The organism is Glycomyces terrestris (genome assembly GCF_003933745.1).
Taxonomy (GTDB): domain Bacteria; phylum Actinomycetota; class Actinomycetes; order Mycobacteriales; family Micromonosporaceae; genus Glycomyces; species Glycomyces terrestris.
In genome coordinates, this window is sequence record NZ_RSEB01000005.1 from 66,868 (window position 1) to 88,245 (window position 21,378).

Here is a 21,378-nt window from a genome sequence, read left to right on the forward strand (position 1 = left end):
GCGGCGTCGGGGATTCGACTCCCTTGAGCCGCGCTGCCGGTGCGACGGCGCTGTCAGCCCGGACTGGCGTCTAGGTTCACCCGGGCCTGTTTCGCGATCGAGCGGTCAATGTTTCGCGTGTGCTAAGTAGTCCGCACGCTTCGGCCGCCGCGACTGGACAGCTCGTGCACGTCACCCGACTGGGTGTAGCGGTGGGCACGCCTGGGGCCTTACTGTGGTTCGCAGTGCAATCCACCGGTTTCGCCGCTAGGGAGTGCTATGGCAGAAGATCACCCGTTCGTGTTGCCCGTGTTCTACCTCCCGTACCCCGCCCGGCTGAACCCGCACGTGGAGGGCGCCCGCGTCCACGCGCGGGTGTGGGCGAAGGAGATGGGGATGCTCGACGCCCCCGCCGCAGGGGGCGGGGTGATCTGGGACGAGGCCGAGCTCGACCGCCACGACTACGGCCTCCTGTGCGCGTACACGCACCCCGACTGCGACGCGCCCGCGCTCGACCTCATCACCGACTGGTACGTGTGGGTGTTCTTCTTCGACGACCACTTCCTCGACGCGTTCAAGCGCACCCGCGACACCGCGGGCGCGAAGGCGTACCTCGACCGCATCCCGCTGTTCATGCCCTTGGACGTGGGTGAGACGCCGGAGCCGGAGAACCCGGTCGAGCTGGGCCTGCTCGACCTGTGGCGGCGCACCGCCCCGGCGATGTCGACGGGCTGGCGCAAGCGGTTCCTCGCGTCCACGGTCAACCTGCTGTTCGAGTCGCTGTGGGAGCTCGACAACATCACGTCCGACCGGGTCGCCAACCCGATCGAGTACATCGAGATGCGCCGCAAGGTCGGCGGCGCGCCCTGGTCGGCGGGCCTGGTCGAGTACGCCGTCGGCGCGGAGGTGCCCGACCAGGTGGCCGCGTCCCGGCCGCTCGCGGTCCTGCGCGACACCTTCTCCGACGCCGTGCACCTGCGCAACGACCTGTTCAGCTACGAGCGGGAGGTCGCCAGCGAGGGCGAGAACGCGAACGCGGTCCTCGTCTTCGAGCGGTTCCTGGGCCTGGAGACGCAGCGGGCCGCCGAGCTCGTCAACGACATCCTCACCTCGCGGCTGCACCAGTTCGAGAACACCGCGCTCACCGAGATCCCGGTGCTGTGTGCGGCCGAAGGGGTCGCGCCGCCCGAGCAGCTCGCGATCGCCTTGTACGCCAAGGGCCTCCAGGACTGGCAGGCCGGCGGCCACGAGTGGCACATGCGCTCGAGCCGGTACATGAACTCGACGGCCGTCAGCGGCATGCCGCACAGCGTCCTCACCGGACCGAACGGGATCGGCACCTCGCAGGCGCGGATCGCGGCCTCGGCGCTCAAGCAGCACTCGCGGGCGCCGTTCCGCGTCGTCGGGCCGACCGCGCTGCCGGACTTCCACCAGCCGTTCGAGCTGCGGCTCAACCCGCACCTGGACGAGGCCCGCCGCCACGCCGTCGAGTGGGCCGCCGCGATGGGCTTCCTCGCCCCCGACCCGGCGCTGCCGGGCTCGGGGCTGTGGGACCGGCGGCGGTTCCTCGGGTTCGACTTCGCGCTGTGCTCGGCCGGGATCGACCCCGACGGCACCGCCGAGGAGCTGAACGCCTCCGCCGACTGGCTCGCCTGGGGCACCTACGGCGACGACTACTACCCCGCGGTCTTCACCCGCGGGCGCGGCCTCGGCGCCGCGATCGCCCAGCACCGCCGGCTCCTCGAGTGCATGCCCGTCGACCTCGGCCCGACCCCGGTCCCGGCGAACCCGGTCGAGCTGGGCCTGGCCGACCTGTGGCGGCGCACGGCCGCCGGCTTCGACGACCGCGCCCGCGCCGAGTTCCGGCGGGCCGTCGAGAAGATGCTCGAGGGCTGGCTGTGGGAGGTCCACGCCGAGTCGCAGAACCGCGTCCCCGACCCGGTGGACTACGTCGAGATGCGCCGCGACTCCTTCGGCTCCGACCTCACGATGTCCTTGGCGCGCTTGCGGAAGGGCCGCACGATCCCCGACGCGGTGTGGCGCTCGCGGCCGATCGGGTGGATGGAGGCCGCCGCGATGGACGCGGTGTGCCTGCTCAACGACGTGTGCTCGTACCAGAAGGAGGTCGAGTACGAGGGCCAGCTGCTCAACGGCGTCGTCGTCATCGAGGAGTACCTGGAGGTCGGCCCCGAGGAGGCGGTGCGGATCGCCGCGGACCTCGCGAACGCCCGGATCGAGCAGTTCCAGCTCGTCGAGGCGACCGGCCTGCCGGGCCTCGTGGCCGAGCACGACCTCGACGCCGAGGCGCAGGCCGCGCTCGCGTCCTATGTGGCCGATCTCAAGCACTGGATCGCGGCGATCCACAAGTGGCACCTGGACGGCACCGACCGCTACCGCGAGGAGAACCTGCGCCGCCCGCTCGACGCCGGGCCCGGCTCGACCGCGGCCTACAGCGTGCGGCGCCACCTCGGGGCGGGGGCGCCGGAGGCCCCGGCCCCGGCTCAGTTCCGGGTTCCGGGGCCGCCGTCGTGGCGCGACTACCTGCCGCCGCGGCCCGAGAACGCCGCCCCGGCGCCGAGCGCGGCGACGAACGCGAACACCGCGGCCGCCATGCGCTTCTTAAGCGCGGAGGAGTCCTCGTCGGGCTCCGCGGCCACCGCCGCGGCGTCCTCGACCGCGAGCCCGTCCGGCAGCGGCCCGGGGTCGACGGGCGGTTCGGCCGCGGCGCTCGTCGGGGACTCGGCGGGCGCCGGCTCGGTTGCGGCGGGTTCGGGCGACGGCTCCGGTGGCGCGGGCGCGGGCGGCTCCGACTCGGCCGGCGTCGTCACCGGGTCCGGCGACGACGGCTCCGGGGGCGTCGGCTCGGCGGGCGGGGTCGGCGGGGTCGGCTCCGGCGGGGGGCTCGAGGGCGACGGCGGCGCCGAGGGCGAGGGCTCCGGCGGGTGTGTCGGGCACTCCAGCAGCGGCGGCAGGTCCGGGAGGTCGATGATCGGCAGCTCGATGCAGATCTGGACGCCGAGCCCGACCTGGGCCCGGGCGCCCTCCTCGTCGGCCGCGGCGGCCTCGGCCTCGGGACCGGTGCCGGAGGCCAGCGCGAGGCCGGAGGAGACGGTGACGGCGGCGGCCGCGATGACCAAGGCCACTAGGCGCCGCACGTATCCCACCGCCCCTCGCTGCGTTGTTCATCACGGTTCATACTGTTTATTCTGCTTTACGAAGTCTGGTGAGATCAATGGCCATCTGGCTCCAGGGACTCCTGTTCACCCTTTCGGTCGTAGCGGCGGCGTGCGTGGTGATCGCGCTCCTCCAGCGGTTCGCCCCGCCGACGGACCGGACCCACAACAACGAGCTGGGGACCACGATCTTCGAGCTCCTCACCGTCCTCTACGCGATCGTGCTCGCGTTCGTCCTCATCACCGCCTGGGAGAACAAGGAGGAGGCCGGGCAGGTGACCTACCAGGAGGCGAACGAGCTGGTCGACGTGTACTGGGCGGCGGCCGCGCTCGCGCCGGAGCAGCGCGACGAGGTGCGCGAGGCGGTGCGGGCCTACACGACCGAGGTCATCGAGGACGAGTGGCCGGCGATGCGCGACCGGGAGCCGGTGTCGGCCGAGGGGCTCATGCTGCTGGACGCGATGCGGGCACCGGTGGCGGGGGCGCAGACGGACGACGACGTGGTGCAGGCGCGGCTGACGGCCGCGGAGGACGGGGTCACGGCGATCACGGAGTACCGCACGGACCGGCTGCTCCAGGCGCAGCGGGGGCTGAGCGCGGCGATGTGGACGGTGCTGGTGCCGGGGGCGATCCTGGTGTTCGCGGTGATGCTCACGCTCGGGACGCCGACGCGGAAGTACCAGTACGTGCTGGTGGGGCTCATCTCGGGGATGGTGGCGCTCATGCTGTTCGCGACGTACCAGCTGGAGTACCCGTTCAGCCGCAGCGGGGCGACGGACCCGGTGGCGTACGAGACGGCGATGGACCGCTTCGACTACATAGACGCGAACTATGCGCATGATGAACTCTTTTGAGTGATTTATTTTAGTTTCCGCCCGTGAGCGGCATAAGATGCTAGTCGAGCCTTGACCGCCTCGAAGTGAGGAAGTGTTCGCATGACCGACTCCGTCGTCGACAGCACGCCGGCCGTCCCCCAGCAGACCTCCAACGGACAGCACCCCCAGACCAGCCTCAGCACCGCCGCCGCCCGCAACCTCGCGACCACCACGAAGTCCGTCCCGCAGATGCAGGAGATCACCTCCCGGTGGCTCCTCAAGGTGCTGCCGTGGGTGCAGACCCAGGGCGGGGCCTACCGCGTGAACCGGCGCCTGACGCACACGGTCGGCGACGGCCGCGTCGAGTTCACCAGCGAGGGCGACGTCGTGCGCGTCATCCCGACCGAGCTCGGCGAGATCGCGCACCTGCGCGGCCTCGACGACGAGGAGGCCCTGGGCGCGCTCGCCGACCGCTTCGAGCAGCGCGAGATCCGCTCCGGGGAGCACCTGGCGCAGCAGGGGGCGCCGATCGACGGGCTGCACCTGATCGCGCACGGGCGCGTCGAGCAGCTCAAGGAGGGCAAGTTCGGCGACCGGTTCTCACTGGGCGTCCTGGTCGACGGCGACCACTTCGGCGACGAGGTCCTGACGGAGTCGGACCCGGTGTGGGACCACGACGTCATCGCGGCGACCCCGGTGACGGTGCTGTCCCTGCCGGCGGGGGCGGTGGCCGAGCTCGTCGACCGCATCCCGGCGCTCGCGTCGCACCTGGCGCGGTTCCGGGCCGGGCGCTCGGCGAAGACGAACAAGCACGGCGAGTCGGCGATCGCGATCGCCGCGGGCCACACCGGCGAGCCGGACCTGCCGACCACGTTCGTGGACTACGAGCTCGCGCCGCGCGAGTACGAGCTGTCGGTGGCGCAGACGGTCCTGCGCGTCCACACGCGCGTCGCCGACCTGTACAACCAGCCGATGAACCAGATGGAGCAGCAGCTCCGGCTCACCGTCGAGGCCCTCCGCGAGCAGCAGGAGGACCAGATGATCAACAACAAGGAGTTCGGGCTCCTGCACAACGCGGCGCTGAACCAGCGCATCCCGACCCGGTCGGGCCCGCCGACGCCCGACGACCTCGACGAGCTCATCTCGCGGCGCAGGGACACGCGCGTGATCCTGGCGCACCCGAAGGCGATCGCCGCGATCGGCCGGGAGCTGAACAAGCGGGGCCTGTACCCGCCGCTGGCGAGCTTCCAGGGCGGGGAGGCCGTGGCGTGGCGGGGCGTGCCGGTCCTGCCGTGCAACAAGATCCCGATCACGTCGGCCGGGACCACGTCGATCCTGGCGATGCGGCTCGGAGAGGACAACCAGGGCGTGGTGGGCCTGCACCAGACGGGCCTGCCGGACGAGTACGAGCCGGGCCTGTCGGTGCGGTTCATGGGCATCGACGAGAAGGCCGTCATGTCGTACCTCGTCAGCGCCTACTTCTCGGTGGCGGTGCTGGTCCCCGACGCGCTCGGCATCCTCGAGCACGTCGAGATCGGGCGCTAGGCCGGACCGTTCCTCGCCGCGCCCGGGCGGCCGCGGACCGCCGCGGCCGCCCGGGCCCGTACCCCAGATTGGGAGGCCCCCGCATGACCGTCCTGACCGACCAGTTCACCGAGGAACTGATCTCCATCGATTTGCACCTCCGCAAGGCCGTGTACGGGCTGCGGAACCCCGCTGCGAGCATCGCGGCCTACCACTTCGGCTGGGAGGACGCGGACGGCGAGCTCACGGAGGCGAACTCCGGGAAGGCGCTGCGGCCGCTGCTCACCCTGCTCGCGGCGAAGACCGTGGCCGAGGAATGGCGGGCCGCCCTCCCGGCGGCGGTGGCGGTGGAGCTGGTCCACAACTTCTCCCTCGTCCACGACGACGTGATCGATCGCGACGAGTTCCGCCGGCACCGGCCGACGGTGTGGAAGGTGTTCGGCGCCAACGACGCCATCCTGGTCGGCGACGCCCTGCACGCGCTGGCGTTCGAGACGATCGCCGAGGCCGACGACGCGCACGCGGCGGCGGCCGCCAGGCTGCTGTCGAGGACCGTCCGGACGCTGATCGAGGGCCAGTTCGCGGACATCCGGTTCGAGGGCCGCACCTCGATCGACCTCGCCGAGTGCATCGCCATGAGCGAGAACAAGACCGCGTCGCTGATGGGCTGCGCGACCGCGCTGGGCGCCCTGTACGGCGGCGGCTCCCAGGCCCACGTCGACGCGCTCTGGGACTTCGGGTTCCGCCTCGGCACGGCGTTCCAGCACATCGACGACCTGCTGGGCATCTGGGGCGATCCGGAGGCCACGGGGAAGTCGGTGTACTCAGACCTGCGCAGCCGCAAGAAGTCGCTCCCGGTCACCGCCGCGCTCCGCTCCGGGGACCCGCGGGCGGAGGAGCTCGCCAGGCTCTACCACTCCGACGCGCCGCTCGACGACGCGGCGCTCGACCGGGCGGCCGAACTCGTCGAGGCGTGCGGCGGCCGCCGGTACTGCCGGGAGTCCGCGGAGGCGCTCGTCGAGGAGGCGGTGGCGAGCCTCCGCGTCAGGGGCCTCGACGCCGCGGCCGTCGCGGACCTGGGGGAACTGGCCGCGAGCACGGTAAGCCGGGTCCGGTGACCGCGGTCCGCCGGGTCCTGCTGCCGTCGCCGCGGTCGTTCTGCGCGGGCGTGGAGCGGGCGATCGAGATCGTCGAGCGCCTGCTGGAGCTGCACGGCCCGCCGGTGTACGTGCGCAACCAGATCGTGCACAACGCGCACGTCGTGGCGGACCTGGAGGCGCGGGGCGCGGTGTTCGTGTCCGAGCTGGACGAGGTGCCCGAGCGGGCGCTGGTGGTCTTCAGCGCGCACGGGGTGGCCCCGGCGGTGGAGACGGAGGCGCGGCGGCGGGGACTGGACGCGGTCGACGCGACGTGCCCGCTGGTCGCGAAGGTGCACGCGGAGGCCAAGCGCGCCGCGGACGCGGGCGACACGGTCGTCCTCATCGGGCACGAGGGGCACGAGGAGGTCGTGGGGACGCTCGGGGTCGCGCCCGGCCGCACGGTCCTGGTGTCGAGCGCCGCGGAGGCGGCGGCGCTGCGCGTGGACGACGAGGAGCGGGTCACGTACCTGAGCCAGACCACCCTCTCGGTGTCCGAAGTGGAGGACATCGCGGCGGCGCTGCGGTCGCGGTTCCCGCGCATCAGGGGCCAAGGGGCCGAGGACATCTGCTACGCGACGAGCAACCGGCAGGCCGCGGTCGCGGCGGTGGTCGGCGAGGCGGACCTGGTCCTGGTGGTCGGGTCGGCGAACTCGTCGAACTCGAACCGCCTGGTGGAGCTGGCGGCCGCGCGGGGCGTCGCGGCGCACCTGGTCGAGGACGCGGGCGCGGTGGACCCGGCCTGGCTGGAGGGCGCGGCCGTGGTCGCGGTGACCGCGGGCGCGTCGGCGCCGCCGCAGCTGGTGGACGAGGTGGTCGCGGCGATCGCCGCGGCCGGCCCAGTCGAGGTGGTCGAGCGGCCGGTGGCCGAGGAGACGCAGGAGTTCCTGCTCCCCCAACGGCTCCGGGGGGCGTGAGCACGGCTGCGGGACCCCGGGCTCCGGGCGGGTGCGCGCTCGGACGCGTGATCGGATGCGCAGTCGGGTGCGGTGAGATGGCGGCTGGTGTGCGGCCGTGGTCGCGAGGCCCGGCCGTGAGGGCCGGCCCCGAAGGGCCGGTCGCGAGGACCCGAACACGAAGGCCCGGCCGCGCATCGCGCGGCCGGGCGTGTCCGATTTCCCTTGCGGGACTTACGGGTTGTGGAAGACGGCCTCGGGCCAGTCGGTGCTGGGGCCGTCGAGGAGCGGCGCGTCGTCGCCGCGCAGCTCCTGGTCGGCGAAGGCGAGGACGTAGGCGCGGGTGAGGTCGAGCGCCCGTTCGCCGTCCATCTCCTGGAGCGGGATGCCGAGGTCCTTCGCAAGCGGCGCGAGGTCGGTGAACGAGGAGTGCGTGGTCTGCTCGACGCGGATCCAGCGCTTCCAGTCGTTCATCTGGGCCCAGGCGCTCGTCCAGCTGTCATCGGCGCCGGGGACGGCGTTCTCGGCGTTGCCGAGGAGCAGGAACGGCACGTCAACGGGGGCGACCTCGTCGTGCATGGAGCCGTCGAGGTTGAATCCGGCGTCGAAGCGCTCGTCCTCCTGCACGGCGACGTGCGCGCTGGCGCCGCCCATGGAGTGCCCGCCGGCCATGATGTCGCCGCGGTCGATGTGGCGGCGCCACTCGGAGCCGCGGGCGGTGAGCTCGTCTACGACGAAGGAGAGGTCGTCGGCGCGGGTGGCGGCGACGGTGGGCCCGTCGGGGTCGAGTTCGCAGGCGAGGCACGGGTTCGTCTCGCCGGGGAGGCTGAGCGGCGACTCGTAGTTGTGGCCGACGGCGGCGACGGCGTAGCCGTGGCTGGCGAGCTCCTCGGCGAGGCCGGTGAGGGTCGCGCGGGGGAAGCTCCAGCCGGGCGAGAGCACGACCAGCGGGAGCTTCCCGCGGATTGGATCGGCGCCGGCGACCGAGTTCGTCTCGACCGTCGCGAAGTAGTCGGACGGGGCGGGGTCGCCGAGCTGGTCGATGAACAGCGCCGACTCCTCGGCGGTCATGTACGGCGCGGTCTCGCCGGAGTCGTCGGTGGGGAACCACATGGTGACCATGAGCTGCCGGTCCTCGTCGGGGAACCACGGGTCGGCGCGGTCCTCGTCGACGAGGTGCAGGACCTCGGTGCCGACGGTGTGGCCGCCGGTGGGCTCGGGAAGCGCGTACGGCGCCGCGGGGGCGGGCTCCTCGGCTCCGGCGGCGGTGAGGCCCGCCGCGCCGACGCCGGCCGCCACGACCGCCGCTGCGGCGCCGACGAGGGCCCGTCTCGTGCTGCGTTGCAAGATGATGCGTCCAATCGGTGGAGGGTGGTGCGGCCCGGTGCCGGGCCGCACTGCCACCGTATGGGCGCGCAGGGCGGGTCGCCCTCTGTCTTTCGACCGGTTCGGGTCGGTCGTTCTGCCGATATTCCTACCGGGGCGCAGGGGCGATCTTGACGGCGCACACCTTGAACTCGGGCATGCGGCTGATCGGGTCGAGGACGTCGGAGACCGCGGCGTTCGCGTTCCCGGCCCCGGGGAAGTGGAAGGGGCTGAACACGGTGTCGGGCCGGATGTCGGCGCTCAGGACCGCGGGCGCGGTGTAGGAGCCGCGCCGGGACGTGACGCGCACGAGGTCGCCGTCCGCGATGCCGTGGCGCACCGCGGTGTCGGGGTGGATCTGGAGGAACTGGTCGCCGTCGAGGGAACCGATGCGCCGCGTCTGCGCGCCCGACTGGTACTGGGTGAGGATGCGGCCGGTCGTCAGGTACAGCGGGTAGACCGAGTCGCGGCGCTCGGCGGGATGCCGGTGGTCGACGGCGATGAACTTCGCACGCCCGTCAGGGGTCGCGAACCGGAAGTCGGCGAACATGCGCGGCGTGCCCTCGTGGTCGGGCGCGGGCACCGGCCACTGGAACGTGCGCTCGTCGAGGCGATCGTAGGAGAGCCCCGAGTAGTCGGCCTTCGCGCCGGCGGTGGCGCGGCCGAGCTCCTCGAAGATCGACTCCGGGTCGGTCGAGTAGTTGCCGGGCGCGTCGAGGCGCGCGGCGAGCTCCTTCATGATCCACAGGTCGGAGCGGACCCCGTCGGGGGCCGGGCGCAGGGACCTGCGGCGGATGACGCGCCCCTCGAGGTTCGTCATCGTGCCGTCCTCCTCGGCCCACTGCGCGACCGGGAGGACGACCTCGGCGAGCCGGGCCGTCTCGGACATGACGAAGTCGAACGACACGAGGCAGTCGAGGTCCTTGAGCCGGTCGGCGATGCGGGTCGCGCGCGGCGCGGACACGACCGGGTTGGAGCCGAGCACGAACAGCATCTTCACCTCGTCGCCGCACTTGCGCAGCAGCTCGACCGCGGAGACGCCCGCGCCCGGGAGGATCTCGGGGTCGACGCCCCACACGCCCGCGACGTGCTCGCGCGCGGCCGGGTCGGTGATCATCCGGTACCCGGGGAGCTGGTCGGCCTTCTGGCCGTGCTCGCGCCCGCCCTGGCCGTTGCCCTGCCCGGTGAGGCAGCCGTACCCGGAGGACGGCCGGCCCGGGAGGCCGAGGGCCAGCGCGAGGTTGATCCACGCGGTGACGGTGTCGACGCCCTTGGCGTGCTGCTCGGAACCGCGCGCGGTCAGGATCGCGGTGCGCTTGCCGGCGATGAGGCGCGCGGCCGCGTACAGGTCGGGGACGGACACGCCGGTGATGCGCTCGACGAACGCGGGCCAGTAGCCGGCGGCGGTCTGGCGGACCTCGTCGAAGCCGGTGGTGTGGGCGGCGATGTAGTCGTGGTCGAGGTAGCCCTGCTCGATCGCGATGTGCAGCAGGCCGTTCGCGAGCGCGAGGTCGGTGCCGGGGGCGGGCTGGAGGTGGAGCTGGGCGGCCTCGGCGGTCGCGGTGCGGCGCGGGTCGACGACGACGAGTTCGGCGTTCGTGAGGAACCGCATGAACGGCGGCATGGTCTCGGCGGGGTTCGCGCCGACGAGGACGACGACCTCGGCGTCCTTCAGGTCCTCGGCGGGGAAGGGGAGGCCGCGGTCGATGCCGAAGGAGCGGTTCAGGGCCGCGGCGGCCGATGACATGCAGAAGCGGCCGTTGTAGTCGATGTGCTTGGTGCCCAAGGCGAGGCGGGCCCATTTGCCGAGCTGGTAGACCTTCTCGTTGGTGAGGCCGCCGCCGCCGAAGACGCCGACGGCGTCCTTCCCGTGCGCGTCCTGGACGGCGCGGACGCGGGCGGCGACGTGGTCGAGGGCCTCGTCCCAGGTGACGGGTTCGCCGTGGAGGAGGGGCGCGGTGATCCGCTCGGGGTGGTCGAGGAGCTCGGGTGAGGTCCAGCCCTTCTTGCACATGCCGCCGCCGCGCGGGGCCGCGGTGACGTTCCCGTCGGCGTCCTCTTCGAGCCGCATGCCGCACTGGAGGGCGCAGTAGGGGCAGTGCGTGTCGGCGCTGCGGAGCACGGTGAGCCTGGTGCGAGCGGTCATGGGGGTGAGTGTGCCCAGAGTGCGTTTCCGTGTTACGTGAGCGATGTTTCGGGGATGCTAAGTGGCCCGCAATCACCGGGAGGCGGTGATTGCGGGCCGAGCGGCGCCTGGGTCAGACCTTGGCGTACGCGAGGCTCGGGGCCTTCGCGACGAGGACGGTGCGCTGGTAGCACCACCAGTTGAGGACCAGGAAGAACGCGTACGCGCCGACGAACGCCCACATGGCGGGGACGACGGAGCCGGTCGTCTCGTTCGCGATGCGGAAGCCCTGGTTGATGAGGAAGCCGCCGAAGGCGCCGATCGCGGAGATCCAGCCGAGGGCGGCCGCGGTGATCTTCTTCGCGGCGAGGACGTCGGCCTCGCTGGCCTTGCCGCCGGCCGCGGCGGCGGCCTCGGCCTGGAAGATCGCCGGGATGGACCGGTAGGTGGAGCCGTTCGCGATGCCGCTGGAGACGAACAGGACCATGAACGAGGCGAAGAACAGCGGGAACGACGCGGAGTTGATGCCCCAGATGGCGCCCATGGCGCCGACGGCCATGGCGACGAACGCGGCGCTGGTGATGGGGGCGCCGGCGAGGCGGTCGGCGAACCAGCCGCCGATCGGGCGGACGAGCGAGCCGACGAGCGGGCCGAGCGCGGCGATCCAGATGGCGCTGAACTCGGGGAAGGCGAGCTTGATGACCAGCGGGAACGCGAAGGAGTAGCCGATGAACGAGCCGAACGTGCCGATGTAGAGGACGCTCATGATCCAGGTGTGGCGGCGGGCCAGCGCGGGCACCTGCTCGCGGATCGAGGTGCGCGAGACGGTGAGGTTGTCCATGGCGCGCCAGGCCATGATCGCCGCGAACACGGCCAGGACCAGCCACAGCAGGGGCACGTTGTGCAGGTAGAAGGGCTGGCCGGCCTCGTTGGTGCCCTGGGAGGTGCCGAAGATCGCGGCGCCGATGACCAGGGGTCCGAAGAACTGGACGGCCGCGACGCCGATGTTGCCGCCGGCGGCGTTGACGCCGAGCGCGGAGCCGCGGTGGCGCTCGGGGTAGAAGTACGAGATGTTCGCCATCGAGGAGGCGAAGTTCCCGCCGCCGAACCCGGCGGTGACGCCGGCGACGATGAACAGCCAGTACGGGGTGCCGGGGGTCATCACGCAGTAGGCGAGGAGCCCGGTCGGGATCACCAGGAGCGCCGCGGAGATGATCGTCCAGTTCCGGCCGCCGAAGACGGCGACGGCCGCGGTGTAGGGGATGCGCAGGAACGCGCCGACGAGGTTCGGCACGGCGGTGAGCCAGAACAGCTGGGAGACGGTGAAGTCGTAGCCGGAGGCGGCCAGGAACGGCGTGATGATGCTGAACATCGTCCACACCGAGAAGCCGAGGTGCTCGGCGAGCACGGACCAGATCAGGTTGCGCCGGGCGGTCTTGCGGCCGGTCGACTGCCAGAACTCCTCGTCGTCGGGGCGCCAGTCGCTGATCCAGCCTCTGCGGGGGGCGGCCGTGCCGGCCGGGGGCGTCAGTGTCGATGTCATGGGGCCTAGCGTCGGCGAGCGGCGTTGCCTGGACGTGCGGCGTCCGTACCGGGCCCGTGAAGATCGCCTCACGGTTCTGTTACGCGGGGTGTGAACGGGACGGCCCCGCCTGCTCGCGACGGGCGCTGTCGGACCCGCGGGGCAAGTTGATCCGGGCGCCCTGTGGATGCCCGGTTTGCCCTGGAACCGCCGTTCGGATTCGCGTCGCCCGGGCCGAGAACCCGGTCACATCGCCTGATGCCCTAGGTTTGCCTGTATGGACGCCGCCATCGAGGTCGCCGACCTCCGCAAGACGTACCGCGGCCGCCGGACCGGCGAGGTCCGCGCGGTCGACGGGGTGAGCTTCCGCGTCGAGCGCGGCGAGTTCTTCGGCATCCTCGGCCCGAACGGGGCCGGGAAGACCACCACCCTCGAGATCGTCGAGGGCCTGCGCCGCCCCGACTCCGGGACCGTGCGCCTCCTCGGGCGGTCGCCGTGGCCCCACTCCCCCGAGCTCACCCGCCGCCTCGGCGTGCAGCTCCAGGCGTCCTCGTTCTTCGAGTTCCTCACCGCCCGGGAGCAGATCGAGACGTTCGCCGCGCTGTACGGCGCCACCAAGGCGCGGGCGGCCGAGATGCTCGACCTCGTCGGGCTCGCCGAGCACGCGAACGTCCGCTGCGAGAAGCTCTCCGGCGGCCAGCAGCAGCGGCTCTCCATCGCGTGCGCGCTCGTCGGCGACCCGGAGCTGGTGTTCCTCGACGAGCCGACCGCGGCCCTCGACCCGCAGGCGCGCCGCAACCTCTGGGACCTCATGCGCGGCATCAGCGCCGCGGGCCGCACCGTGGTGCTGACGACGCACTACATGGAGGAGGCCGAGGCGCTCTGCGACCGGGTCGCGATCATGGACGCCGGGCGCATCAAGGCCGTCGACTCCCCGGCGGGGTTCATCCGGTCCCTGGACGCGCCGACGCGCGTCACCGTCGCGGCCGGGCAGCTCGCAGACGAGCGCGTCAAGGAGCTCGCCGCGGACGAGGCGTTCGCCGTCGACGACGGCACCGTCGTCTTCGAGACCCGCGACCCGCGTCGGCTGCTGACCGCGCTCGCGGTCGACGGGGCGATGGACGGCCTCGCGGTGCGCACCGCGAACCTGGAGGATGTGTTCCTGCACGTGACCGGACGGGAGTGGCGCGGATGAGCCTGGACACCGCCGAGGCGCGCACCGGCCTGCCCGCGGGCGCCGGGAGCGGCGCGTTCGCGAGCCTCTTCAAGGCCCTGGGGCGCGGGTGGATCCGCGACCGCAGCCAGATCTTCTTCACGATCCTGCTGCCGCTCATGTTCATGGTGCTCCTGGCGAGCGTGTTCGGCGGCGGCGACGCCGCGGCCTCCCGGATCGTCGCGGTCGGCGACGTGGCCGTGCTCGACGGCGCCGACCCGGACGACTTCACGGTCACGCGCGCCGCCGACCTCGACGAGGCCCTGGCGATCCTGCGCGAGGGCGACGCGGACGCCGCGGTCGTCCAGGACGGCGCGACCGTGCGGATCTACCCCTCGGCGACGAACTCGACGTCGGGGGCGATCGCCGCCGGGAACCTCTCCGCCCTGGTCGACGACGTGAACGTCGAGGTGCTCTCGGCCGCGGCCCCCGGCACGCCGGTCCTGGAGACCGAGGTGGAGGAGGCCGACGGCGGGGCGCTCAAGCCGATCCAGTACCTCGCGCCGGGCATCCTCGCGTGGGGCGTGGCGATCGCCGGCGTCTTCGGGGCGGCCGGCACGATCGTGGACTGGAAGCGGGACAAGCTCCTGCGGCGGCTGCGGCTGACCCCCGCGTCGGTGCGGACGTTCCTGGGCGCGAAGGTCTCGGTGAACCTGGTGGTCGCGCTCGGCCAGACCGCGGTGTTCCTCGCGGTGGCGGCCCTCGGCTTCGGCCTGGAGCTGTCGGCGTGGACGTGGTTCGCCGCGCCGCTGGTGCTCCTCGGCACGGCCGCGTTCCTCGCGATCGGCGTGGTCATCGGCGGCATCGCCCAGACCAGCCCGGCCGCGGCGGGCCTGAGCAACCTGGTGACGATGCCGATGGCGTTCGTCTCGGGCGCGTTCTACCCGCTCGCGCTCTCGCCCGAGTGGGTCCAGTGGCTCTCGTACGCCTCGCCGATGCGCTACCTCAACGAGGCGCTCCAGGCGGTGGTGGTCTACGGCGAGCCCCCGACCGCGGTGCTCCCCCAGATCGGCTTCCTCGCGGCGTTCGCCGCCGCGGTGGCCCTGGTGTCGTGGAAGACCTTCAAGTTCGACGAGTTGTGAGGGCGGCTCGTTTTCCTTGGGGTGCAAGGGATGTCGTACTCCGCGGGTATTCTTGACACCAGGGGTCCCTTAGGGGGATATATCCGTCATTCCGGATTCGCGGCTTTGAGCACGGCGTCGTAGACGTCCCTGCGGCTCACGCCGAAGCGGCCCGAGACCTCCTTCATCGCGGCCTTGCGGTCGGTCCCGGCCGCCTCCAGGGCGGCCACGGCCGCGGCCATCGCCTCCGGGGTCGCCTCGCTCGCGTCCGGTCCGGTCCAGCCGGAGACGACGAGCGTGATCTCCCCGCGCGGCGGATCGGCCTCCGCGCCCTCGGCGAGGCCGCCGAGGCCGCCGCGGCGGACCTCCTCGTGGGTCTTGGTCAGCTCCCGGCACAGCGCCGCGGGCCGGTCCGCGCCGAAGGCCTCGGCCATGGCGCGCAGCGTCTCGGCGACCCGGCGCGGCGACTCGAAGAACACCATCGTGCGCCGCTCCTCGGCGAGCTCGGCGAACAGGCGGCGCCGCTCGCCGTCCTTGCGCGGCGCGAAGCCCTCGAAGCAGAACCGGTCGCACGGCATCCCCGAGAGCGCCAGCGCCGTCGTCACCGCGCTCGCGCCCGGCGCGCACGTGACCGGGATGCCCGCGTCGATCGCGGCGCGCACCAGGCGGAAGCCGGGGTCGGAGACCGAGGGCATGCCGCCGTCGGTGATGACGGCGACCCGCTTGCCGTCGTACAATTGTTCGAGAAGCGTCTCGGTTCGCCCCGCTTCGTTCGCCTCGAAATACGACGTGATGTGCGCCCCCGGGACCACCTCCAGCTCACCGAGGAGCCGCCGCAGGCGCCGGGTATCCTCTGCGGCGATGACGTCCGCCAGGCCGAGCTCGGTCCGGAGGCGAGACGAGGCGTCCTCTGGATTTCCCAGCGGCGCACCGAGAAGCACCAGAACGCCCGAAGTTGATGTCGACACCCGGCCAGTATCCCCCACCGACGGCGCTGGGGGCCCGGCCCGGTGAACGCGCCGCGACGGGCCGCACATGCAGACTGCCGCGCCATGCTGTCGGGTACCGGACATTGCCCTTACGCGTGAGCGAACGGTAACGGATACTCGTAGTGACAACACAGGCGACATAACGCTAACCGCAAGCCCTCTGAACCAAATGGAGGCCGCCTTGTCCGTGATCCTCAGAGTCGGAGCGGGTCTCGCCGCTCTCATCATCGGCTACTACGTTCTGGGATTCATAGCGGACCATTGGGCATGGTTCGCGTCGGTGGCGATCCTGTTGGGGGGCACCGCACTCGCGGGCTGGATCCTGTTCCGCAGCCGCGGCCACGAGCACCGGGACCGGGCGCTGACCGCCGCGCGGCACGAGATCATGCGCAGCGTCGACCGGATGAACATGCCCAGCTTCGACGCGATGGTCGGGCAGCTCCTGGTGGGCCTGGACGCCAAGCGCGTGAAGAAGTTCGGCCACCGCAAGAACGACCTCGGCTGCAACTTCGTGGTGACCTTCACCAACGGCAAGCGCATCATCGTGCGCGCCAAGAAGGACGACAAGCAGATGCGCCGGCGCAACGGCAACCGGCACGTCCAGATCCTCGGCGGGGAGATCAAGGCCCGCTGGGACTGCGACGCGGGCGTCATCATCACGAACGCGAACCTGCACTGGATGCACCACGCCGCGCGGAACGAGGCCGTCGCGCGCCAGCTCGGGGTGCTCATCGTCGACCGCGACCGCCTCGCCGAGTGGATCGACACCGGCGAGCCGCCCGCGGAGCTGCGCCCGGTGCGCGCCGCGATCCAGGCCGGCTCGGGAGCGGCCGCGCAGTAGCGCGGCCCGGCCGCAGACGCGACCGCGGCCCCGGGCTCGCGCCCGGGGCCGCGTCTTCGCCTGTCCCCCTTAGGAGGCGGCGAGGGTCGCGGTCGTGCTCGCCTCGACGCCGTCGCGGGTGTAGGTGATGGCGACCTCGGTGCCGGAGGCCGTGCCCTGGACCGCGGCGACCACTTCGGACGCGCTGGTGATCGGGGCGCCGTCGACGGCGGTGATGACGTCGCCCTCCTGGAGGCCGGCGGCCTCGGCGGGCGAGCCGGCCTCGACGCTGAGGATCATGGCGCCGTTGCCGTCGGTGTCGGCGACGGAGACCCCGAGGTAGCCCTGCTCGACCGAGCCGCCCTCGATGAGCTGCTCGACGACGGACTGGACGGTGTTCGACGGGATCGCGAAGCCGAGGCCGATCGAGCCGGAGTCGGTGGTCGCGATCGCGGTGTTGATGCCGATGAGCTCGCCGTTGCCGTTGACGAGCGCGCCGCCGGAGTTCCCGGAGTTGATGGCCGCGTCGGTCTGGATGAGGCCGGTGAGCGTCGAGCCCGACTGCTGCTGGAAGCCCTGCTGCTCCTCGCCCGCGACGGTCATGGACCGGTCGAGGGCCGAGACGATGCCGGTGGTGACGGTGCCCTCCAGGCCCAGCGGGGAGCCGATGGCGACGGCGGCGTCGCCGACCTGGATCGAGTCGGAGTCGCCGAAGGCGACCGGCGTCAGGTCGTCCACGCCGGAGACCTGGATGACGGCGAGGTCCTGGGTGGAGTCGGTGGCGATGATCTGCGCCTCGGCGGTGGTGCCGTCCGAGAAGCGGACCTCGACGCTGCGGGCGCCGTCGACCACGTGGTTGTTCGTGACGATGTACCCGTCCTCGGAGTACACGACACCGGAGCCCTCGGCGGAGTCGGTGACGATCGTGACGACCGAGGGGCTGACCTTGTTGACGATGTCGGTGTAGGTGAGGCCTTGGCCGGCGTCCATCGACACGGACTGGACGACGGTGGTGCCCTCGTCGCGGTCGGCGAGGAACCAGCCGCCCACGCCGCCGGCGCCGCCGGCGATGAGGGCGAGCGCGAGCGCGCCGGCGGCGAGCCGGCCGCGGCCGCGGGGCCGCGGCGGTGCGACGGCGGCGCCGTGGCCCTGGTACATCGGCGGCACGTGGGACGGCTGCCAGCCGGGGGCCGGGGCGGCCATGTGCGGGGCGCCGGCCGGGGCGGGCGCGGGTGCGCCGGCGGGCAGGACGCGGGTCTGGTCGGTGGCGGGGCCCTGGGGGGCCTGCGGCGGGTGCGGGGCGCGGCCCTGGTGCGGGTCGGCCTGCGGGGCCGCGGCGGCGCCGGGGTCCGCCGGGGCGGCGGGGACCGGCGGGAGGCTCGGCTCGGGGTCGCGCCGCTCGGGGAGCAGCTGGTCGCGGTCGTCGGCGGCGGTCTCGGGAAGCGGCTGCCCGGCAGCCTGGGGGTGCGGAGCCCCGGCGGGCCCCTGCTGGTCGGTCCCCTCGGGGCCCTTGGTGCTCTCAGTGTTGCTCATGTAAGGCAGCATGCCGGGCCCAGCTCTCGGTCCGCTGCGAAAACGCCTTAAAACCCTTTAATGGTTCGCGTCCGGTCCAGAGGCGGACGCACTGGTCAGCGGGGTCGGGCGGGCGCCGGCGGGCGCGGTCCGGGGCGGGTCGCCTCAGAGGTTTCCGATCTTCAGGCCGGGGCCTCGTCCTCGGGCGCGTCGGCGGGCTCGGCGGCCAGCCGGACGGTGAACGCGGTGCCCTCGCCGGGCCGGGACGCGACCTGGACGGTCCCGCCGTGGGCCTTGACGATGGCCGCGACGATCGACAGGCCGAGCCCGGAGCCGGGGTGGACGACCGCGTCGGAGCGGAAGAACCGCTCGAAGACCCGGTCGGCGGTCTCCTGCTCCATGCCGGGGCCGTCGTCGGCGACGGTGAGCAGGACCGTGCCGTCCTCGGAGGCGAGCTCGACGCGCACGTGCGTGCCCGCGGGCGTGTGCCGCAGCGCGTTCGACAGGAGGTTGTCGAGGACCTGCCGCATGCGGGCCCGGTCGGCGGCCACGACGGTGGCCGCGCCGGGGGCGCGCGTGAAGCTGAACTCGTGGTCCTCGGCCATGACCGCGTGCGCGGTGACGGCCTCGTGCGCGAGCGGCGCCAGGTCCACCGGCTCGGTCTCGACCGGGCGCTCCTGGCCGAGGCGGGCCAGGTGCAGCAGGTCGCCCACGAGCAGGCCCATGCGCTTGGCGGCCTCCTCGATCTGCCGGATGTAGTGCTGGCGGTCGGCCTCGGGCATCTGCGGGTTCGCGCGCACCAGCTCGGCGTACCCGCGCACGCTGGTGAGCGGGGTGCGCAGCTCGTGGGAGGCGTCGGCGATGAACTCGCGCATGCGCTCCTCGGAGTCGTGGGCGCGCTGCTCGGACCACTCGCGGGCCCGCAGGGCGCCCTCGACCTTGGTGAGCATCGAGTTGATGGCCCGGCCGACGCGCCCGACCTCGGTCGCCGGGTCGTGCTCGGGGACGCGCCGCGAGTAGTTCCCGGCCGCGATCATCGCCGCGGTGTTCTCGATCTGGCGCAGCGGCGACAGGCTCGCGCGCACCAGTCCCACGCCGATCGCGGCGAGGCCGGCGAGGACGCCGGCGCCGATGAGCAGGTCGACCCAGACGAGCCCGGCGACGGTCTTGTCGAAGTGCGCGAGCTTGTAGGAGAGCACGTAGTAGGCGTCGGCCTGGAGGTTGTGCGCCTCCGGGTCGTAGTCGGGGTCGTTCGTGCCGACCTTCGCGCCCGACAGGCCCAGGACCCGCCAGCGCGTGGTGCCGTCGGCCGAGAGGGCCGTGAACGCCTCGCCGTCGGCCGCGACCAGGTCGTCGTAGTCGAACACGGGGTAGTCGGCGCGGTCGGTGGGCCGGTCGAAGCGGTTGCCCTCGCCGTACAGGACGGAGAAGACGTACTGCTCGGGCCGCACGCCCGGGGTGGCCTCGTCGTCCTCGAAGTTCTCGGGGTCGAACGTGTCCGGGCTCCAGGACAGCAGCTGGTTCTCGAGCTCCTCGTCGACGGTGCCGAGGAAGTAGGAGTGGAGCGCGAGGATCGTCGAGACGCTGATGAGGATGAGGGAGCCGGCCACGAGCACGAGCACGGCGGCGGTGAGCCGCACCCGGAGCGGGGTGCGGTCCCACTTGTCGCGGACGCCTTCCATGACGCGGGGGGCGCTCAACGATGCTGCTCCCGCAGGACGTACCCGATGCCGCGGAGCGTCTGGATGAGCTTGGGCTCGCCCGTGTCGATCTTGCGGCGCAGGTAGGAGACGTAGGACTCGACGATGCCGTCGTCGCCGCGGAAGTCGTAGCGCCACACGTGGTCGAGGATCTGGGCCTTGGAGAGGACGCGGCCGGCGTTGATCATGAAGTAGCGCAGGAGCTTGAACTCGGTGGGCGAGAGCTGCACGGCCTTGCCGGCGCGCCAGACCTCGTGGGTCTCCTCGTCGAGTTCGAGGTCGGCGTACTGGAGGCGGGAGGGCCGCGGGAGTTCGCCGGAGGAGCGGCGCAGGACGGCGCGGATGCGGGCGACGACCTCTTCGAGCGCGAACGGCTTGGTGATGTAGTCGTCGCCGCCGACGGACAGGCCGGTGACGGTGTCGGCGGTGTCGTCGCGGGCGGTGAGGAACAGCACCGGGGTGTGGTCGGAGCCGGAGCGCATGCGGCGCACCACTTCGAAGCCGTCGAAGTCGGGGAGGTTGACGTCGAGGACCACGAGGTCGGGGCGGTGCCGGGCGACGGAGCGGAGGGCCTCGTCGCCGGAGCCGACGGCGTGGACGGCGAAGCCGGCGTAGCGCAGCGACGTGGCGAGCAGCTCGCAGATGTTCTCGTCGTCCTCGACGACCAGCAGGGTCGCTTCGGTCTCGGCGCTCGGCTGGCTGGTCGAAAGCGGCATGGCCTCATTCTCACGGTCGGGGCGGGCCGGGTCCGGCGCTCGGCCGGCGCTCCGCAGGTCGCAGGTGATTTCGAAGCATACGCCCGCGTCCGGGGCGTGCCAAGCGGTCGCGGGCGGTCCCGGGCGCGGCGCGCCGCGCGGGGTGACAGGGCGCACGCGCGCGCATCACGATCGTGTGACCATTATCGGAAGAGTGCGTGGCTTTGCGGGAATCCGGCGTGCGCGAGCTGTCTTCCGTGACGGGCGTCGGATAGACTTTGTGCTCCAGCCGAGTACGGCAGGTGTGCTCGGGCAAGGATCCCAACAGGGGCGAGGACCGCAATATGACGCTGTCTATCGAGACCGCCACCACCGACACCGGCGTGGTCACCGTCGAGCTCTCGGGCGAGGTCGACTACGCCACCGCGCCCCAGATCCGCGAGACGATCACGAACGCCCTCGAGGCGGGCGGCGCCACCGCCATCCGGGTCGACGTCGCGAAGGTGACGGTCCTCGACTCCACCGGCATCGGCACGATCGTGGTGGCCTACCGCATCGCCCGCGAGATGGGCGTGGCGCTGGCCGTCGTCAACCCCAACCGCTTCATCACCCGCCTGTTCACCGTCGTCGGCGCCGAGGAGCTCCTGGAGGAGCCCACCGAGACGTTCTCCGGCCGGGAGCGCAGCGCGGCCGGCTAGCGCGCGCCATCGGGCCGCGCGCGTTCGGGCCCTCCCTGCGGGGAGGGCGCGGCGCGCCGGTGTGGCGAACCAGACTCCCACCCGTATCCACCTGCTGCGCAGCACATTCGCGCGGGCCCGAGTGACCGGCCCCGCAGAGGCGTTACCGGTACTAC

At 72.4% G+C, this 21,378-nt stretch carries 15 protein-coding genes and 1 pseudogene; 9 read left to right on the forward strand and 7 right to left on the reverse strand.

The window, feature by feature from the left end; translation table 11 throughout:
- Window positions 1–258 precede the first annotated feature (258 nt).
- From EIW28_RS25690 to ispH, 5 genes and pseudogenes are all read left to right on the forward strand, one after another.
- Window positions 259–2,223, forward strand: a pseudogene (locus EIW28_RS25690) (terpene synthase family protein); the annotation flags it as partial.
- Between the two features lie 988 nt (window positions 2,224–3,211).
- Complete coding sequence (locus EIW28_RS25750) at window positions 3,212–4,006, forward strand: bestrophin-like domain (RefSeq protein ID WP_125249138.1); 795 nt, start codon at window positions 3,212–3,214, stop codon at window positions 4,004–4,006.
- 81 nt (window positions 4,007–4,087) lie between these two features.
- On the forward strand, window positions 4,088–5,512 hold the full coding sequence (locus tag EIW28_RS18135) for a family 2B encapsulin nanocompartment shell protein (protein ID WP_125249139.1): 1,425 nt from the start codon (window positions 4,088–4,090) through the stop codon (window positions 5,510–5,512).
- 83 nt (window positions 5,513–5,595) lie between these two features.
- Window positions 5,596–6,609: a polyprenyl synthetase family protein gene (locus EIW28_RS25145; protein WP_125249140.1), complete on the forward strand. Its 1,014-nt coding sequence runs from the start codon at window positions 5,596–5,598 to the stop codon at window positions 6,607–6,609.
- Window positions 6,606–7,544, forward strand: coding sequence for a 4-hydroxy-3-methylbut-2-enyl diphosphate reductase (ispH, locus tag EIW28_RS18145; protein WP_187350639.1), 939 nt, complete (start codon window positions 6,606–6,608; stop codon window positions 7,542–7,544). Before EIW28_RS25145 ends, ispH begins: the two co-directional genes overlap by 4 nt.
- A 213-nt stretch (window positions 7,545–7,757) precedes the next feature.
- Here the strand turns inward: ispH and EIW28_RS18150 are convergent, their stop codons facing one another.
- From EIW28_RS18150 to EIW28_RS18160, 3 genes are all read right to left on the reverse strand, one after another.
- Window positions 7,758–8,870 (reverse strand): alpha/beta hydrolase family protein, encoded by a 1,113-nt coding sequence (locus EIW28_RS18150; RefSeq protein WP_125249142.1) that lies wholly within the window; start codon window positions 8,868–8,870, stop codon window positions 7,758–7,760.
- 127 nt (window positions 8,871–8,997) lie between these two features.
- Window positions 8,998–11,034, reverse strand: a complete 2,037-nt coding sequence (locus EIW28_RS18155; protein ID WP_197717362.1) for a molybdopterin oxidoreductase family protein — start codon at window positions 11,032–11,034, stop codon at window positions 8,998–9,000.
- Window positions 11,035–11,146: 112 nt separating this feature from the next.
- Window positions 11,147–12,556: an MFS transporter gene (locus EIW28_RS18160; protein WP_125249143.1), complete on the reverse strand. Its 1,410-nt coding sequence runs from the start codon at window positions 12,554–12,556 to the stop codon at window positions 11,147–11,149.
- Window positions 12,557–12,812: 256 nt separating this feature from the next.
- On the opposite strand from EIW28_RS18160, the gene EIW28_RS18165 reads away from it, so the two are divergent.
- A complete protein-coding gene (locus EIW28_RS18165; RefSeq protein WP_125249144.1) occupies window positions 12,813–13,730 on the forward strand; it encodes an ABC transporter ATP-binding protein in 918 nt (305 codons plus the stop codon).
- Window positions 13,727–14,830: an ABC transporter permease gene (locus EIW28_RS18170; RefSeq protein ID WP_125249145.1), complete on the forward strand. Its 1,104-nt coding sequence runs from the start codon at window positions 13,727–13,729 to the stop codon at window positions 14,828–14,830. Before EIW28_RS18165 ends, EIW28_RS18170 begins: the two co-directional genes overlap by 4 nt.
- An 86-nt stretch (window positions 14,831–14,916) precedes the next feature.
- Here the strand turns inward: EIW28_RS18170 and rsmI are convergent, their stop codons facing one another.
- Complete coding sequence (rsmI, locus tag EIW28_RS18175) at window positions 14,917–15,777, reverse strand: 16S rRNA (cytidine(1402)-2'-O)-methyltransferase (protein ID WP_408612229.1); 861 nt, start codon at window positions 15,775–15,777, stop codon at window positions 14,917–14,919.
- 301 nt (window positions 15,778–16,078) lie between these two features.
- Here rsmI and EIW28_RS18180 point away from each other — a divergent pair, with 301 nt between their 5' ends.
- The gene (locus tag EIW28_RS18180; RefSeq protein ID WP_158630457.1) at window positions 16,079–16,639 is read left to right on the forward strand and encodes a restriction endonuclease; all 561 of its coding nucleotides are present in this window, start codon (window positions 16,079–16,081) and stop codon (window positions 16,637–16,639) included.
- 69 nt (window positions 16,640–16,708) lie between these two features.
- On the opposite strand, the gene EIW28_RS18185 is transcribed toward EIW28_RS18180, so the two are convergent.
- From EIW28_RS18185 to EIW28_RS18195, 3 genes are all read right to left on the reverse strand, one after another.
- Window positions 16,709–18,151 (reverse strand): S1C family serine protease, encoded by a 1,443-nt coding sequence (locus EIW28_RS18185; protein WP_125249148.1) that lies wholly within the window; start codon window positions 18,149–18,151, stop codon window positions 16,709–16,711.
- 161 nt (window positions 18,152–18,312) lie between these two features.
- The gene (locus tag EIW28_RS18190) at window positions 18,313–19,830 is read right to left on the reverse strand and encodes a sensor histidine kinase (RefSeq protein WP_125249149.1); all 1,518 of its coding nucleotides are present in this window, start codon (window positions 19,828–19,830) and stop codon (window positions 18,313–18,315) included.
- On the reverse strand, window positions 19,827–20,546 hold the full coding sequence (locus EIW28_RS18195; RefSeq protein WP_091053582.1) for a response regulator transcription factor: 720 nt from the start codon (window positions 20,544–20,546) through the stop codon (window positions 19,827–19,829). Before EIW28_RS18195 ends, EIW28_RS18190 begins: the two co-directional genes overlap by 4 nt.
- A 323-nt stretch (window positions 20,547–20,869) precedes the next feature.
- Between EIW28_RS18195 and EIW28_RS18200 the strand changes: the two genes are divergently transcribed.
- Window positions 20,870–21,223: an STAS domain-containing protein gene (locus tag EIW28_RS18200; RefSeq protein WP_125249150.1), complete on the forward strand. Its 354-nt coding sequence runs from the start codon at window positions 20,870–20,872 to the stop codon at window positions 21,221–21,223.
- The last annotated feature ends 155 nt before the right edge of the window (window positions 21,224–21,378 follow it).